This is a genomic window from Pseudomonas sp. NY8896 (assembly GCF_039634505.1).
In genome coordinates, this window is the sequence record NZ_CP132351.1 from 174,001 (window position 1) to 189,271 (window position 15,271).

At 57.8% G+C, this 15,271-nt stretch carries 15 protein-coding genes; 9 read left to right on the top strand and 6 right to left on the bottom strand.

Annotated features, from left to right (window positions below; all coding sequences use genetic code 11):
- The first annotated feature begins 20 nt into the window (after positions 1-20).
- From Q9451_RS32395 to Q9451_RS32420, 6 genes are all read left to right on the top strand, one after another.
- Complete coding sequence (locus Q9451_RS32395) at positions 21-968, top strand: DUF6685 family protein (RefSeq protein ID WP_172688522.1); 948 nt, start codon at positions 21-23, stop codon at positions 966-968.
- 299 nt (positions 969-1,267) lie between these two features.
- Positions 1,268-1,870 carry a hypothetical protein gene (locus Q9451_RS32400; protein ID WP_172688523.1) on the top strand — a complete coding sequence of 201 codons (603 nt, stop codon included), beginning with the start codon at positions 1,268-1,270 and terminating at the stop codon, positions 1,868-1,870.
- A gap of 82 nt (positions 1,871-1,952) precedes the next feature.
- Complete coding sequence (locus Q9451_RS32405; RefSeq protein WP_172688524.1) at positions 1,953-2,735, top strand: N-6 DNA methylase; 783 nt, start codon at positions 1,953-1,955, stop codon at positions 2,733-2,735.
- 118 nt (positions 2,736-2,853) lie between these two features.
- On the top strand, positions 2,854-3,585 hold the full coding sequence (locus Q9451_RS32410) for a cell envelope integrity protein TolA (RefSeq protein ID WP_223290572.1): 732 nt from the start codon (positions 2,854-2,856) through the stop codon (positions 3,583-3,585).
- Between the two features lie 1,054 nt (positions 3,586-4,639).
- Entirely contained in the window at positions 4,640-5,908 is a 1,269-nt protein-coding gene (locus Q9451_RS32415) for a phospholipase D-like domain-containing protein (RefSeq protein ID WP_172688526.1), read from the top strand.
- Between the two features lie 140 nt (positions 5,909-6,048).
- Positions 6,049-7,629 (top strand): alkaline phosphatase D family protein, encoded by a 1,581-nt coding sequence (locus Q9451_RS32420; RefSeq protein WP_172688527.1) that lies wholly within the window; start codon positions 6,049-6,051, stop codon positions 7,627-7,629.
- A gap of 6 nt (positions 7,630-7,635) precedes the next feature.
- Here the strand turns inward: Q9451_RS32420 and Q9451_RS32425 are convergent, their stop codons facing one another.
- Positions 7,636-7,932 carry a hypothetical protein gene (locus Q9451_RS32425; RefSeq protein WP_042933865.1) on the bottom strand — a complete coding sequence of 99 codons (297 nt, stop codon included), beginning with the start codon at positions 7,930-7,932 and terminating at the stop codon, positions 7,636-7,638.
- 1 nt (position 7,933) lies between these two features.
- Positions 7,934-8,359, bottom strand: coding sequence for a hypothetical protein (locus tag Q9451_RS32430; protein WP_172688528.1), 426 nt, complete (start codon positions 8,357-8,359; stop codon positions 7,934-7,936).
- Positions 8,360-8,554: 195 nt separating this feature from the next.
- On the opposite strand from Q9451_RS32430, the gene Q9451_RS32435 reads away from it, so the two are divergent.
- Positions 8,555-8,938 (top strand): hypothetical protein, encoded by a 384-nt coding sequence (locus tag Q9451_RS32435; RefSeq protein WP_172688529.1) that lies wholly within the window; start codon positions 8,555-8,557, stop codon positions 8,936-8,938.
- Between the two features lie 98 nt (positions 8,939-9,036).
- Positions 9,037-10,092, top strand: coding sequence for a site-specific integrase (locus Q9451_RS32440; RefSeq protein WP_172688530.1), 1,056 nt, complete (start codon positions 9,037-9,039; stop codon positions 10,090-10,092).
- Between the two features lie 258 nt (positions 10,093-10,350).
- Here Q9451_RS32440 and Q9451_RS32445 read toward each other — a convergent pair whose 3' ends face one another.
- The 4 genes from Q9451_RS32445 to Q9451_RS32460 form a co-directional block, all read right to left on the bottom strand.
- Entirely contained in the window at positions 10,351-10,878 is a 528-nt protein-coding gene (locus tag Q9451_RS32445; protein WP_172688531.1) for a hypothetical protein, read from the bottom strand.
- 29 nt (positions 10,879-10,907) lie between these two features.
- Positions 10,908-11,204, bottom strand: a complete 297-nt coding sequence (locus Q9451_RS32450) for a hypothetical protein (protein WP_172688532.1) — start codon at positions 11,202-11,204, stop codon at positions 10,908-10,910.
- A 22-nt stretch (positions 11,205-11,226) separates the two neighbouring features.
- Positions 11,227-12,072, bottom strand: coding sequence for an alpha/beta hydrolase (locus Q9451_RS32455; protein ID WP_172688533.1), 846 nt, complete (start codon positions 12,070-12,072; stop codon positions 11,227-11,229).
- Between the two features lie 78 nt (positions 12,073-12,150).
- Positions 12,151-14,739, bottom strand: coding sequence for an autotransporter outer membrane beta-barrel domain-containing protein (locus tag Q9451_RS32460; protein WP_172688534.1), 2,589 nt, complete (start codon positions 14,737-14,739; stop codon positions 12,151-12,153).
- Positions 14,740-14,753: 14 nt separating this feature from the next.
- Here Q9451_RS32460 and Q9451_RS32465 point away from each other — a divergent pair, with 14 nt between their 5' ends.
- Entirely contained in the window at positions 14,754-15,020 is a 267-nt protein-coding gene (locus tag Q9451_RS32465; protein ID WP_172688535.1) for a hypothetical protein, read from the top strand.
- Positions 15,021-15,271: the final 251 nt, after the last annotated feature.

A 15,271-nucleotide genomic window follows, 5' to 3' on the forward strand; every position in this document is an offset into this window, starting at 1 on the left:
ACACAACGGAGAAAGGCGTTATGCATGACACATGGGCAAAGATCCTTCGCCTCGGGTTGGACTGCCTTGGGCAACCAGCCTCCCTCAGCCATATGCTGGAGCAAAACCTCGATCTGAGGTTCGATATACCTGGACAGCCATATTCGGTTGCCTCATCTGAGGTCGTCCGCTGGCAGGATTGGGGCAAGGGGAGCTACATGACCGGAAATTGGCGAGCGCCGGGCGAACTGCTAGGTTGGAAGGCTGTTGGAACCGAATTCTGCAGCTACCACCACACCATCGATGCGCTGGCCAACGTTGGCTACACAGAAATCGTCGAGTCCTGGGAGTGTGAGATCCAGGATATCCAGGGGCTTTGTGCCTCCAAGTCGGAGCTTCGAGATTTCGAGAGCCTTGATGCTATGGCTGTGGCCAGGACGCAGTATCTCGTAGGGGAAATCACTCACGCGAATCTCGAAAAGAGCCTGGGGTGGTACGAGATCCGCATCCTTCATCGCGACTCCACCGACGACTTCTTTGCATGTCACCAGTGGGACGGCCGGGTTTTCTTGATGAACTCTGGGGGTTCCCATCATTTCGTGGCTGGCCGCTACCTGGCTGCCCGGTTGGGAGTTCCCGTTCCTCTGAAAGGCCTTCTGCGCGTCCACCGCCTTTCTCAGGCCGCGGTGTCTCGGCTGGCTGGCGAGTATGAGGTGTTTGCCCTGAGTGATGATTCAGAGGCTTTCCAACGATTCTTCGATGCAATGAGGGATTACCGGGCCGGTTTCCTTTGGACACCGTTGCCTCGCCACCTCGACGGACGGGCGGTATTTCTCCCTCGAGGGGATGCAAGGGCAATGAGGATAGTTCCCTTGATGCGCGCGGCGGGCCACTTCGATCTGGGAGCGCACCTCCAGGAACTATCTGCCAGGCCAGTACGTCTCCCGCGCATTGCCTCTGCTCGCCGGCAGATGGAGCCTGCTGAGTAACCTATGGATAGCCAGACCCCGACTTGGAGAGAGTTCAGGCCGAGCAGCTGGACGCGCCGGGATATGGCGGGTGCGGCCCAGCCGCATGATGAAAACGATCAGCCAGAAGCCGACTATTGGCTGGCGTGGCCGCCGTACATTACCGGTGACAAGTCAGATATTGGTCATCCCTTGAAGGTGATGCGCCGTCGATTCCGCTCCCGTGAAGCTGCGATGGCGTATACCGACCGCACCTGGCCCATTGATCCTAACTCTACCTGGCCGACTTCGCCTTACCGGCCTCAAGCTCGAGAAGACGCATGAGTACCTTCGCCGTAGATGCAGAGTCCCTATTTGCGGTTGCCATCCCCGAGCAGGTTGTCACCTCCTCATTGAGCCCCATCATCGAGATTCACACCGCTGGCCTCAACGACCTTCCCTACCCTCTGTCCACCGCCACGCTTTGGGTAGCATGCTGTGAGTCATGGCCTCATGCCGATCCAGACTGGGAGGGGCTGTATTTCATCAACCTGGCGATTCAGGCTGATCACATGTTCTCCCAGGTTGGGCCCGACAATCAGTACCTGACGCTAGATGTGAGGCCGGGGACCATTTTTCTGACCAACCCTCTGGCCCTTCACTGGCTGCAGCCGAGCGATAAGCAATTGAACCGGATCGCGGAAGGACTGCAGGAGCGACGTAATGGCTACATCGGCCTGCAGTGGGAAGTCGCCTATCACGAGATAGATGCGAAGGTTCTTTGGTTGAAGGAAGAGCTAGAGAAGCTCGGAAACGTCGAGCAGCTGGGCTGCGACATTGCCCCCTTGCTTATCCAACCGGATGCGGACTATGTCCAGGCCCCACCTGGTCACGATTTCGTAATTGGCCCGGAGGTTCGGGCTTTGCCCCGCCGTAAGAGCTGACCAACCATACCAAGCGGCACCGGTTCTGGCACAACCTATCCCACCGAATACTGCGCCCATCTAGAAACTGATGGAGCGCAGTATGTCACCCGCAAAGCAGCACACCGACAACCTGGCCAAACTTATTCATTCGGTGGGCTATCACCCACCCCGCGAGGTCTTTCAAGACTTCTGCGAGATGGCAGCCTTGGCGGTCTCAAACGCAGTAGACGTGCTCCACCGGGATGCACGGGAAGCCCAGTACATGCGGCTGATCCAAAAGTACAAGCCGAAGGATCAACACCTATTCCGTGCAATGCTCGATGAGTTACAGCAGGCCCTGGAAAAAAAACCCAGCGATATCTTGGGAAGGCTGTTCATGGAGGTAGGCGGCTCGAATTCTCGGAGTGGACAGTTTTTCACCCCAGAATCGATCAGCCAGGTCCTTACGGACCTGACGCTTGCTGATACAGGGCATGTTCTTAATCTTATCGAGGAGCGAGGGTTCATCACCCTTTCGGAACCCTCTTGTGGGGCTGGTGCGATGGTCATCGCGTTTGCACTTCGCCTGCGAGAAATGGGCATCAACTACCAGCAGCACCTGCACGCCACCCTGGTCGATATCGACTGCAGGGCCGTCCACATGGCGTATCTGCAACTGAGTCTTTTGCATATTCCGGCTGTGGTGGTGCACGGAGACACGTTGACCCTCAAGCAGCACAGCAGTTGGTACACCCTGGCCCACGCTATGGGACTCTTTGGTATCAAACTGCGCCGGGGGTTCAGCTTGGATAGTGCAAGGGGGCGGGAGTTGCTTGACAATCAATCTGGTCAAGAGGACGCCGACTTTCTGCATGAGCGGAGGATGGCCATGGCGATCGGCTGATCAGCTCTCTTGTTCAGCGTCACCCAACGGATGGGTATTTCCGCGTGACCCTTTGACTTTGGAGCATCGGAAGCGCCCGTTATCCTCCCTTCTTTGATGTAAACCCAGGGGGATCGGTGTGAACGAGAAACAGAATGCGCTGATGGCAGTTGCAGTTGCTGCCGTGGTGCTCGCGTTTGCCGCGGGCGGCTTTTTCATTGCTCTGGACGCGAAGAAATCGGCCGACCAGTACGTAAGAGAAGTCGAACAGCTGAAGCAAGAGATTGCAGATCTACAGGGGCGTGCCGGCGAGGCTGATGCCAAGATCAAGGGTGTGGTTAGTCTGGTGAAGGAAGTAGTCGAGTTTGCTCGCAGCCCTGCGGCAGCCGGCAAAGATGGTAACGGAAAGCCTTCCTCGGCTGATCACGCCAGCCCGCTGGGAGCTACAACTGGCGAGGCCAAGTCTGATCCAGGATCGACTATTACCCCAGGCGTCGGTACCGGAGTCAGCGGCCGCAAGACCAAGGCTCTGGCCGAGCTGTTAGGCAATGAACAGAAAGTCGATGGGCCGGTCACTCCTGACAAAGTCGATAGCCTGCTGGTGGAGCGAATTAGCAGCAACTGGCACCGTCCGGCTAGTGCAAAGGATGGCATGCAGGTCACCATCGAAATCGAAATGAACCGGAAGGGCGTGATCAAGCAAGTCCGTGTTCATCAGTCGAGCGGCAATAAGGCCTTTGACACCTCCGCGGTCAAAGCAATCCAGGACGTCAAGGCAATCCCGGAAATAGCCTCCCTTCCCACCGACGTGTACCAGAGCCTCTACAAGAACAGAAAAGTGCTCTTCACCCCCGAAAGTCTTGGGAAATGATCGCGGTACAGCCTAAGCCCAGTTCGGCCACCGCTGCGGCAGAAGGAGTTTCGACCGGTGCACCGCCTTACCCAACATACTGACGACCCCGCCGAACAGGTGCCTCTGGATCTGAGGGAGGACCAGCGGGTCGCCATCAAGGCCACAGTCATGAAGGCGCAGCAGAGTCTCGCCATTTTGCCGTTCCTTCTTGAACAGAGCACCGTGCCCAGGCGCGGATGGCGATGGAAACAACCGAATTTGAGCTGGCCACTCTAGGCCGTTCGCTCGGCGTCGACACTGAGGCGCGAACGACTGCCCGGAATCCCGCGATGCACTTCGGGCGCTGTTTTCTGAGCGCTTCCCGGGGACGCACAAGATCGCCCAATTCGTCAGCCGTGAAGGCGACCACGCTTCCAAGCTGGTCAGCATCGAGGTGTACGTCTATGACCTCGCGCAAATCCTAACCTTCCCCGTGCCGCCGCCAAAGACCCAAGACGTTGACGCCTGAACCCATTGATCAGATCAAAAAAAGAGAGGGGGCATATGCCGAGTCCTGAGCATGACAAGCTGACAGCCATGGGGGCCAAGTGGTTCAAGAAGAACGGGTTCCCTGTGGTTACTACCGAAATATGGGCAGCAGGGAGCCGTGAGCGGCCCGATGTTCTGGGATTCCGTTCCATGTGTTCCGGAGTGATTGAGGTTAAGGTCAGCCTCAGTGACTTCCGGGCCGATCGCTTGAAGCCGGAGCGGGTTTCCGGAGGCTTGGGCAATTACCGTTTCTACCTTTGCCCGGAGGGGTTGATACGGCCGGAAGACCTTCCTGTCCGTTGGGGCTTGCTGTACGCAAAAGGAAGATCTGTTGTGCCAGTGGTTAGCCCCCCTGGTAACCTTTGGCCAGGCGTCCCCCGTAACGCGCTCGAGGAGGACCTGGCGGCTGAGTGGCTCCCCTTCCTCCACCGCCCCGACCTCGATGCGGAACGGGCCGCCCTCTTCTCAATCGCACGCCGGCTCAGTTGAAGTCCCCGCTCCTTGCTGCCAGCCTGTCCTGAAGATCACGGAACAGGTTGTCAGCATGGCGGACAGCAGCATCTTCACCAACAGCCCCGGCCAGGACCAAGTCCTCAGGCCTTTCCAGCGGCTCATCTCTACAGCGTCGCATATCCGGCTTGCAGCGCCCTACTTCACTCGTCCGGGCGAGATATTGGAGGCTGCGGAACGTGGCGCGAAGATCGATCTCCTGGTGGGGCTCAATCCAGCGACGAATCCCGCCGCCCTGCGCCAAGCACTCGAAGCCGACAACTGCTCCATCCGGTACTTCACGGATGGCTTTCACGCCAAGATCTTCCTTTTCGATGGCGTGGCCATGTTGGGCTCAGCAAACCTCACGGATGGCGGCCTGGTCAGCAACCGAGAAGCAGTCGTTCTGCTCGACCAGCCTGGCGATGAAGAGCGGATCAGAGACCTCGAGGCGCTGTTCGCTGTGCTTTGGGACAGTGCCGAGGTTTTAACCAGGCAGGTTTATCTGAAATTCAAGGATGCCTGGGAGAAGGCCAGTCGGATGGACAGTCGGGACGCCCCTTTCCAAAGCCTCGCTGATGTAGAGCCTCCAACTGTCCTTGCCGGCAGCGGACATAAGACCGCTCAGCAGCATTACCTCAGTGATCTGAGGAAGACTATCTATGAGCAATACCTGCCGGCGTTTGAGGAGGTCGCCGCAATCCTTCGTGAGCAAGGCACTCGCCGACCTGAATTCAACGCCCTTGCATGGGGACCGGAGGTGAACCGCTTCTTGAACTGGGTGCGACTCGAGCACGCCCCAGGAGATGCCGCGTGGCAGGATGCACCGATCCGCCGGCCGCAAGATCGAAAGCCCCAAATCCAAACCTTGGCCCTGGAATGGTTTTCAACCGCTACACCTCGGATTCCAGAGGATTACTTCGAAATGCTTGAAACGCTCCACGCTGTGATGGAGAGCCCGGAGTCGATCCGTGCCAGCAGCAAGGAGCAGATCGCTGCAGCGCTGATGTGTGTCCACGCATTCTCCGAGCAGCTCCGTTTCACATTGGGTGGCGCTGAAGCTCTGCCGGCCAAGTTTTGGGAAGGGAACCGGGAGGACCTCGGTCGTGTTCATGACACCCTGATTTACCTGATTCATGGCCACGAGGAGTTTGCCGCACGCATTGGCTCCGTACTTTACGATCCGAAGTACAAACTCGCTTCCTTCGGCCGATTCTGTGCATTGGAGTTGGTCGGAACGCTGAAGCCAGAACAGGTGCCCCCAATCAACGGACGCATGGCCAAGTCGCTGCGGTTTCTCGGGTTTGACGTCCTCGCCACATAGAGACTTCGGGCGATCGAGCATTTTCTCTGGCACCGGCTAGTATCACATTGCAACCATCGAGAAAGCCGCGGCCGGCGCTGTGGGGTGACTGAAAGTCAGCGAGGACGGGGCTCATACCTTTACGTCAAGGAGGACAGCGCATGAGCCTGTTACTCGGTCCCATCCTTCATTTCCGCGGCATCCACAACGATCTGTACCAAGTCTCTGCTCTCGTTGTCCTGGACAAAGGTGACCCCAAACCAAAGCCTGAGCCCACAAACTGCGCGGTCGATAAGGTCACCCGTATCGCTTCGATCCCATTCGGAAGTCCAACCCAGGATGTCTGGAGGGTAGACCTATCAACGTCTCAGAAAGCTGCCAGGTCTCAGCAGTGCTCCTGCAGTGTGTCAGGAGGCAGGGCGAGCTTCTTCGTTCCTGCCCTTGGGGAGTCTCCGAGGGTTGCCTATGGCTCGTGCAACGGATTCTCTGCTGATAAGTACCGCAAGAAGGTGAAGGACAGGCAGAACGAACGCTGGTTCGACATGGCTGCACGTCACAAGATCAAGGGTAAAGAATTCCATATCCTGGTCATGGGTGGAGACCAGGTTTACACCGATGACTTGATGGTTATACCCGGAGAGATGAAGGACTGGGCTGATCTGTGGCATAGCAAGCAGGTAGCTGCGAAATGGTCACGAAAGCTGGAAAAGCAGGTCGACGAATACTTCACCCAACTTTATGTCCAGCGCTGGAATCAGGCCGGCCCGCGCGAGATGCTGCAGTCGATCCCCTACGTGGCCATGTGGGACGACCACGACATCACCGATGGGTGGGGCTCATATCCTCAGGACCTGCATGAGTGCGACGTCTACCAGAACCTCTTCCGGCTGGCGACGCGGTACTACAGACTCTTTCAGCAGCAGCTGGCAGAGGACGAGATCCATCCCTCTGCGGTACCCAACCAGAGTCCACAGGCAAAAGGATTCAGCCTTGCCTACTCTGGTCTCGGCGAGGTCGCATTCTTGGTTCCAGATCTGCGCAGTGAACGCCACCCGGATCTACAGATAGCTAGCGGCTTCAGCCCGACGCAAATCGCTTCGGAGTACACTTGGGACGCCATCTTCGCTTGGCTGGATCAGCTCGATACCTCCCAGCACAAGCACTTGATCGTTTACTCCAGCTTGCCTGTTGCCTACCTGGACTTGAATGCCGCCGAGGTAGCACTCAATGCCTTGCCCGGGCAATGGGAGCTTGAGGATGATCTTCGTGATCATTGGCGGAGCAAACCACACCGTGACGAAAGGCAGCGATTGATCAAGCGCTTGCTGAATTTCTCGGCCAAAGGCACTCGGGTGACCATTGTGAGCGGTGACGTCCATGTCGCTGCGGCTGCCGTAATCGAGTCGAGCCTTCCGCAACATGGGAATGGTGCAGGAGCTATCTTCCAACTGGTATCTACCGGGATCGTGCACACCCCGCCTCCAGCGGTGGCCGTGTACTTCATGGAGAAGTTCGGGGCAGGTGAAGAGGTCATCGAGTACGGAGTGAAGGCCCGCATGCTGCCGATCGGCTTCAAAGGCCATTACTTGGTACCGGAACGGAACTGGCTCAGCCTGGAGCCTGATGGGAAGGGACGAATCTGGGCCAATTGGCACGTGGAGGGGCATGATCACCTGCTGACCCAGGTGATCGATCCAGTCGTCCTGCCTACAGTGCTCCAGCCTGTCGTTGTGAATCAGTAGGCGGGACTACTCGGCGACGATCTGGGCCGGCCAGCGAGCGCTGGCCAGGGAGGACTGAGGGAAGCGGGTGACCCTTCCCTCAGCGCTGGTCAGGAGGTAGTCACCGGACATTGGCTCAATTCGGAGAGTGCCGTGCAACTCGCACTCGGCGCTGGCGCAGTTTCTCAATCTGACTGTGGCGTTTTCAGCTTCGAAGAACATTGCCGCAAGCCGGTCCATGTTCCAGATGGCGATCAAGCCAAGGATCAACAGCGGAATCACCACCTCGGTCTTGAAGCTTTTCAGCTTGTCACCATGCCGCACTTCAGGGCTTCTCCGGAAGCACAAAGTCACCATTCGGCCGGCGAAGCGCCACACGACTCCCATCGCGCAGGACGCTCCATTCCTCCTTCTTCAGGCTCCCGCCTGCAGCTACGTCGGGAAACTTTACGTGCACCTCGGTCGCTGTCGGCGAAACCTCAACGCATTCCTTGCGGTCCTCATCGGGAGTGGGACCGAATAACTTGGCCATAACGCCGTCCTGCGGTGGGCAAGCGTCTTCGCCGATGATCGGTGTGGCCTTGCCGTCGATCATGACTTTGTAACCCGGAAAGAACACTAGGCTGATCGGCTTTTGCAGGTCCGGGTACTGGGCGATAAACGCCTGGCTGACATTGGCAGCCTTTTCGGTTACGGCATCACAGCCGGCTACCGATGCAAGTACGAGTGACAAAACGATGGAAGGTTTCATAGTCGAACTCAGTATTGGTGGTGCCGGTGATGATAACGGCCGACGTGAAGATTTCTCGGGGAAATGGCGGCCTGGGTGATCTCCTACAGGAGTGCGTGGACTGATGTTGGGATTCTTCCAGGTTTGGCTTCTGGCACGGTGAGGGGGCCGGAGAATGGTCGTCACCGTTCAATAGCACCTCAGAAGGAGCTCCAAATGACTGGCTTCACCTCCGGCTTCAACACCACCAACCTCAAGGTTCTTCGTGGCTTGATCAACAACGCACTGGCCAACCTCCATCCCGAAATCAGCCTTGAGGCTGGAAAAATCACCTACGACCCGCAGGGGACCTGCACGATCAAGGTCGAGGCCATGGTCAAGGGCGCAAAGTCCAAAGCCCAAACTGAACTCGAACAAGCAGCCAACCTCTACGGGTACGACGTGTCCCAAACTAAACCGCATACCAGCCTGGGCCCCTGCAAGCTGGTGGGTTTCAACTCCCGGGCCAGAAAGTCGCCATGGATCGTTGAGTGTCCGAAGGGGCGCTATAAGCTCGAAGACGATGTAGTTGAGCGGATGTGGGGCCAGAGCAAGCAATAATCACATTCGTCACGCGAGGGCGCTGCCAGGACCACTGGCAGCGTTCAAAATGGGCAGGTCTGCGTTAGGATGCTTAGACCCTTCCAGCGACTTTGACTATGAGTAAGCGACCCGACAGCGACTATGCCGGCACCAAGATGATGGCCATGGACTTCGAGTTGAAGTCAGCCCTCATCGATAGCGCCGCAGGTAGCCCGAACACCGACAAGGCCTACCGGCAGGCTCGTGAGCATTTCAAAAGCAATGGGGGGCTGCTTCCTGCCACTGAGGAGATGGTGGATCGCTACGTCCGAACTTTCGCTGGAGAGCTCTCTGTTAACACCCTGCAGTTGCGAGTTGCAGCCATCGCAAAGTGGCATCAAGAGTTCGGCTTTCCTGACCCAACCAAGGGTAAGGTGAAGCGGACCATGAAGGGCATCCGGGCGTTGTTCAATAAAGCGCCCAAGAAGGCCCTCCCCATCGCGATCGAGAATCTGCGCAAGATGATCGACTACCTGGACACGGCTGAGCGCGCCGCAATTTCTGCCGGCGATTTCGCCAAGCAACTGGCCGCTTCACGCAATCGGGCGCTGGTGCTTATCGGCTTCTGGCGTGCCTTCCGGAGCGACGAATTGAGTCGGATCGAGGCACACAACATCACGGTGATTCCAGACCGGGATATGCGGATTTTCCTCAGAAAGACCAAGCATGACCGTGATGCACTTGGCCAGGAATTCATCGTGCCGGCCCTAATCGAGCTTTGCCCCGTCAGGGCATACACGCATTGGCTCGAAGACTCTGGTATCCACTATGGGCCCGTCTTCCGACCTATCACTCGCTGGGGGCGGATGGCGGATGAGGGGCTGTCGAGTTCCGCTATCGGTCCCATCTTGCGGCGAGTTGCTGAAGCCGCCGGCGTAGAGCAGCGCTACACCAGCCACTCCTTCCGACATGGCTTTGCCAATTGGGCGATCGACGAGGGCTGGGACCTCATCAGCATGATGAGGTACGTTGGCTGGAAGAGTGTGCAGAATGCCCAAGGGTACGTTCAGCCCAAGTTCAATTTTGGCAAGCTCGCCATCGGACAGCCGGCCTCGCTCAGCGCGCCGCGCTGGGAACCTGGCCATGGTGAGGTCTTTCCAGGCATCGTGGAGCGTTTGGAAGGCGACGAGTAACGTCGCGATAAATTGCTACACCTCGCTTCAACCAAGATATTCCAAGCACTTCAGATGAACTCAGCTAATCAAGCCACTACTGCCGGCGAAGATCACCTGGATCTGTTCCGCTCGGCGGTCCCCATCTGACCTGGAGAGAAAGGCGCCATGGCCCGCGCCCGGCGGATGGCTGATGTGATGATCGTTGGTTGGAAACTGGTAATCCTTGGCTTGAAGATCAGGTTGCGAAAAAAAACCGCCCTGTGGCGGTTTTCTCTTTCACGGTTGCAGCGACAACCTGTCATCCGTAGCTTCCACCGCCTTCTCAGGTGGAACTGGCACAACCCTCACCGAGCATGTAAGCGTCGAGCTTGCTGAGTCGAAATCACAGTCATCAATTTGCGACCTTCCTAGCGGCCTGGTCTTCGGCAAGACGAAAAAACCAGACGTCTGAGGTTCTGCGTCGAACCTCACGTGCTGGACCGGGTTGAAGACGCCAGGCAGGGAGTGAATATACCACCAGGCGGCTAAGGCAACGCCTGACAACGTCGCCAGGTCCTGCAAGAATTTGAACCGCACGAGCAGGCTTAGCGCTACCAGTAATAGGCCGGCCGCAGTCACCAGGTAGCTCACGGATACAGCCGGGCCGTATAGGGCCAGCAAGGTGAAGCCAGCGACCATTGCGAATGTTGTTGCGGATGCGACCCTCTTCAACCAGTACGATTTCCAACGGCGCTCGAGTACGTCGAGCCAATCGGTGAACTGCCCCCACTGGGCGGCGATTTGATCCTTTAGTTTCTTCAACATCAGTAGTGTCCTTTCTGAGAGCGATGGAGTTATGGGAATCGAATGAGATCCGACGGAAGGGTGACGTTGAAGTGTTGTGCCAACCCACCACAGAATCGCTCCCATTCTTCGGGCCCGGCCGGTTCGTGAGTGCAGTCCAGGCATTGGCCCTCCCCCGTCATCTGCTCTGCGATCGTCCGATGAAGGTCAATGCCGGCATGCTTGGAAAAGCGACCAACGCTGTTGCCGTCCGAACAGTTGACCCAGACGGTACCGCCGTCATGGCTGACGAGAACCTCGTAGATCAGTTCGCTGCCTTCTGGCTGGATGATGATCTGCTGTTGCATGACCGCGTCCTTGAAATTAGGGCTATTCAGCCTGGGATGATTGGGGGCTGCCGCTCATGTCGCAGTTGAAAGGCTGATCCCTTACCGCACGCCATGCGTCGGCGTAGCCGCGGTCGTGAGACGCATTTGGCACCACGACGGTGGACAGGCATTTGGCCTGGACCTGCAGGCTATACGCTCGTACGACTTCAGCAGGCACCAGCTCATCGTTTTGACCGATCAAATGCCGCTGGGGGATGCCGGCGAGGCGAGCCGAGTATTCCAGTGGCGAGAGTGATCCGAGCAGAGGGGTGATGTTCTTGAGCTTCGTCCAGGTCACAGGATCGACATTCCCTGCGATGGTTTGTACTTGTCCAACGTCATCACGCTCGCCGGCGAGGATCAAAGCTATGGCAGCGCCGCCGGAATATCCAACCAGTTCAAAAGACTGAGTCCGGTACCGGGATTTCAGGTTGTTCAAGGCGGAGTTCATGGCATCAACAGACGCCCGCCCAAAGCGTTCGGACGTCCAGAGCGCTGGTTTGCATGCACCAGTGACGACGAACTGGCAAGGCCGGGCCAAGTAAGCTGCTGGCGTGGGATCTTCAGCCGCGAATTGAGCCATCAGAGATGTGTGAGGTGTAGGATCTGTGCTCGGTTGTGTTCGTGTGGCCCAGGCATGGCCATCGCCCTCGATGTACACCCGAAGTGTGCGGTATCTGGTACCGGCGGGCACTAAGGCCTGGATATTGTAGGGGGATGAAAGCAATACCTCAGGGTGCAGACTGGACCCGCTCGAGATTTCCTTGAGGTTGACGTTGTTGGCGCAGCCTGAGAGGGATAGGAGCGCGCTGGCGGCGAGGATAATGCGGTTAAGGGCGCTGTACATCGGCTTTCCTCGGTCATATGGACAATGGCCCGCACGAGGCGGGCCATTGTGATTTGCGGAACGACGTCCTGGTATCGCTTAGAAGTCGTAGCGAGCTTTCAGCGAGAAGGTGTCGGCGTTGAAATCGGCTTTGCGCAGGTAGTTGTACGAGGCACCGAAGGTCATGGCACCGACGCTGTACTCCGCGCCTACGCCAGCCTCGTAGCTGTTGCGAGTCGGCTTGGCGGCGTTGCTGACGAAGGCGTTGCCACCCAGTACGAATGCGCTGGAGGTGTCAGCCTGGTCGGCGGCGAAGTCGTGGTAGGTCATCAAGGTGACTTCCGGCTTCAGAGTGCCGTTGCCGACGTTGAAGTCCTTGGCGAAGCGCACACCAGCGCCCAGCTCGGCAATTTCGATGCGCTGGCCATCTACCGACAGTGCTGCGGAGGAGCCCTTCTCGGTGTAGCCGTCGATCTTCAGATTGCTGTAGCGCAGGGCTGCACGAGGTTCGACGATGTAGCCGTCACCCACGTTGAAGCCGTAGCCGCCCAGGACGTTCAGGCCGAACAGATCGGAGTCGTAGTCGCCCTTCGCGGTGGTGCCAGCGATGTGACGCTTGGATTCGTTGTCGTTCTTACCGAAGGTCAGGCTGGCGTCGACGAAGACCGGACCTTGTTTCCAGCTGCCGTAGGCGATCAGAGCCTGGCTCTTCACATCGGTGCTGTTGCCGTCGTCGGAGTCGACATCGCTGGTGGCGTAGCTGTAGGCCAGACCCAGGGTGGTCTGCTCGTTCAGTTTGCCGTCGGCACCGATGATGATGCCATCCGTATCGGCGTTGAAGCCCTCGATCTGATTGCGACGGTTCTGGTCGGCGTCGCTATGAAGGGCCTTGATCCACACACCGGTTTCTTGAAGAACGTCGCCGGAGGACATGCCAGATGAGGAGCCCAGACGGGAGTTGATGGCGTTGGAAACCAGTGATTGGGTACCCATCGCAGCTTGGGTAGCGCCGCCGTTCACTTGGGGAGCCAGCTGCTCGGCCAGTTTGGCGAGCTCAGCCTCGGAGGCGTTGGCGAAGGCCTGGAAGACCTGGTCGTCGCTGCTCATGTTGCCCATGACCGAGTCCACGAAAGGAGTGATGGCGTTCAGCGCGTTACGGCTGGAGCCATGGCCTTTCAGGATGTCCTGGGCGGCGTCACCGGTTTTGCCGGTAACCACGGCGGTGACCAGCTGCTCGCCGATTTCGTAGGACTTGACCTGTAGCAGAGCGGAGCTGCTTTTTACTTCGAGCCCGGCGTTTTGAATGTCGTCCGCAGATACCAGGGTGTAGGCAGTGCCCTGGCGGGTACCGGTGAAGTCGCCAGGGTTGGCGGTGACATTCAGCTTGCTGCCGGCAGCGAAACTGGCGGTGCCGTCGACACTGACCACCGGAGTGTTCACGTTGGTGCTGTCGCTCAGGCGGACCTGCAGAGCTGCGCCGGAGGCGATGCTCAGGTTGCCGGTCAGGTCGGTGTGCAGGTTCGACAGGTTCAGTTGGCCGCCCTTGATCTGAACATCATCGGCCTCGATTTCGCCACCGATGAAGTTGGCGTTGCCATTGACCTGCATGGAGTCCAGACCTTCGATGTCGCCGGCGATGGTGCCGCCGTTGAAGCGCAGGACAGTCTGCATGTTGCCGTCGATGGACTTTTCGCCCCCCTGAATCAGGCCACCGTTTTGGGTGATGATGAAGTGGTCGGTACCACTGCCATTGCCCGGCCGATTGCCGATCTGGATAGCGATGCCGTCCGCAACGATGTTGCCACTGTTCACGATGCCGTTGTTGCCCAGGTCGGAGTTGGGGCCGGTAGAGTCCATCACCAGGATGCCACGCGAATCGGCCCCGCGAGCGATGATGAGGCCGTTGTTGACGATGGCGTTGTAGTTGGTGTCATCGACAGTAATGCCGCTGGCATTGGTGCCGGTGGCAGTAATGCCGCCTCGGTTCACGATGTCATGACCAAACTGAACATCATCGAGTTCGATGCCGATGGAATTATCGCCGGACACCGAGATGTTGCCCTTGTTTTCAACGTCGGCCCCGATTTGGGTTTGGTTGTTCAGGTCGGCTCCGTTGGAGAAGGCGGTGATGCCCTTAGCGCTTTCGCCGGTGGCGACGATGTTGCCGCTGTTGATGACATCGCCTGCCAGTTTGGTGTTGCCGATCTCGATACCACGGGCTTTGTCGGTCTCTACGCCGTTTGGGTCATCCAGCACGGCGATATTGCCGTTGTTGATCAGGCTTTTGGCACGGACGCCGTCCATTACGATTCCGACCGCGCCGGCGCCGGTCAGGTCGATGTTGCCGTTGTTGATGATGTCGCCGGTGATTTCGGTCCGAGTAGCGTTCTGGTCGTCACTGATGTCCAAGTCCAGCCCATCGACAGCGGCACCGTGAGCTGAGATGTTGGCATTGTTGACCAGGTTTCCGTTGATTTTCACGCCTTCAAAGCCGACTCCATCCTGGCCTTCAATGCGTTGAGCATTGCCAGTCAGGGTGACGTTGCCGTGCTCGGTGAGCGACAGGGCAACTTCGGAATCACCGCTGACATCCCGTGTCAGGTCGGTAACGCCCGAGACAGCGTATACGTGAGTGCTTGCTGCGATCGATGCCGCCAGCAGAGTCTTGCGCAGGGTGCTCTTGTTCACAGGTACTTCATTCCTTGTCTGATGGTTTCAGCCTCCTTGCGCCTGTTGAAGTCTCTACTTCGGGCATTGGGGCAGTGGAGGTGAATTGCCAGCATAACGAGGCGAGCAATGGATTCAAGCAAATCCGCGCTTTTTTTGACGTCATTTTGCAATCACATTCATCCCCCATATTCGGGAACGAACCTGCTGGTTTGATCAAGAAAAATCAGTGGCTTATCGGTATTTCAGGTCCTTGCCGAGGGTTTTCCGCCGGTAATTTGGCGACCGATATTTGGTTGTGAACCTTTTCACAGATGGCATGGCCTAGTAATATCACCGCCGATGTCTCATCGCAGACACATAAAGCTCCGCGAGTATGCGATTACGCAACCGAGGAGTCCGTTGAAATGAGGGGGGGAGCAGTGCCCTCTACCAAAGCCGGTGCCAGCCTTGTGTCTGGTTCCTTCGACTCCGTTCGCCTGGTGCGAGCGGTAGGTCTCTGCTTTTGTAGAGCGCACCATCTTGGGTATTCCCCCCTGATCCATTGGAGGGG

Coding starts and splice junctions, on each gene's coding strand:
- Q9451_RS32415 (WP_172688526.1), top strand. CDS start 4,640: ATGGCGGACAGCAGCATCTTCACCAACAGCCCCGGCCAGGACCAAGTC.
- Q9451_RS32435 (WP_172688529.1), top strand. CDS start 8,555: ATGACTGGCTTCACCTCCGGCTTCAACACCACCAACCTCAAGGTTCTT.
- Q9451_RS32455 (WP_172688533.1), bottom strand. CDS start 12,072: ATGTACAGCGCCCTTAACCGCATTATCCTCGCCGCCAGCGCGCTCCTA.
- Q9451_RS32405 (WP_172688524.1), top strand. CDS start 1,953: ATGTCACCCGCAAAGCAGCACACCGACAACCTGGCCAAACTTATTCAT.
- Q9451_RS32445 (WP_172688531.1), bottom strand. CDS start 10,878: ATGTTGAAGAAACTAAAGGATCAAATCGCCGCCCAGTGGGGGCAGTTC.
- Q9451_RS32395 (WP_172688522.1), top strand. CDS start 21: ATGCATGACACATGGGCAAAGATCCTTCGCCTCGGGTTGGACTGCCTT.
- Q9451_RS32450 (WP_172688532.1), bottom strand. CDS start 11,204: ATGCAACAGCAGATCATCATCCAGCCAGAAGGCAGCGAACTGATCTAC.
- Q9451_RS32440 (WP_172688530.1), top strand. CDS start 9,037: ATGAGTAAGCGACCCGACAGCGACTATGCCGGCACCAAGATGATGGCC.
- Q9451_RS32420 (WP_172688527.1), top strand. CDS start 6,049: ATGAGCCTGTTACTCGGTCCCATCCTTCATTTCCGCGGCATCCACAAC.
- Q9451_RS32400 (WP_172688523.1), top strand. CDS start 1,268: ATGAGTACCTTCGCCGTAGATGCAGAGTCCCTATTTGCGGTTGCCATC.
- Q9451_RS32430 (WP_172688528.1), bottom strand. CDS start 8,359: ATGAAACCTTCCATCGTTTTGTCACTCGTACTTGCATCGGTAGCCGGC.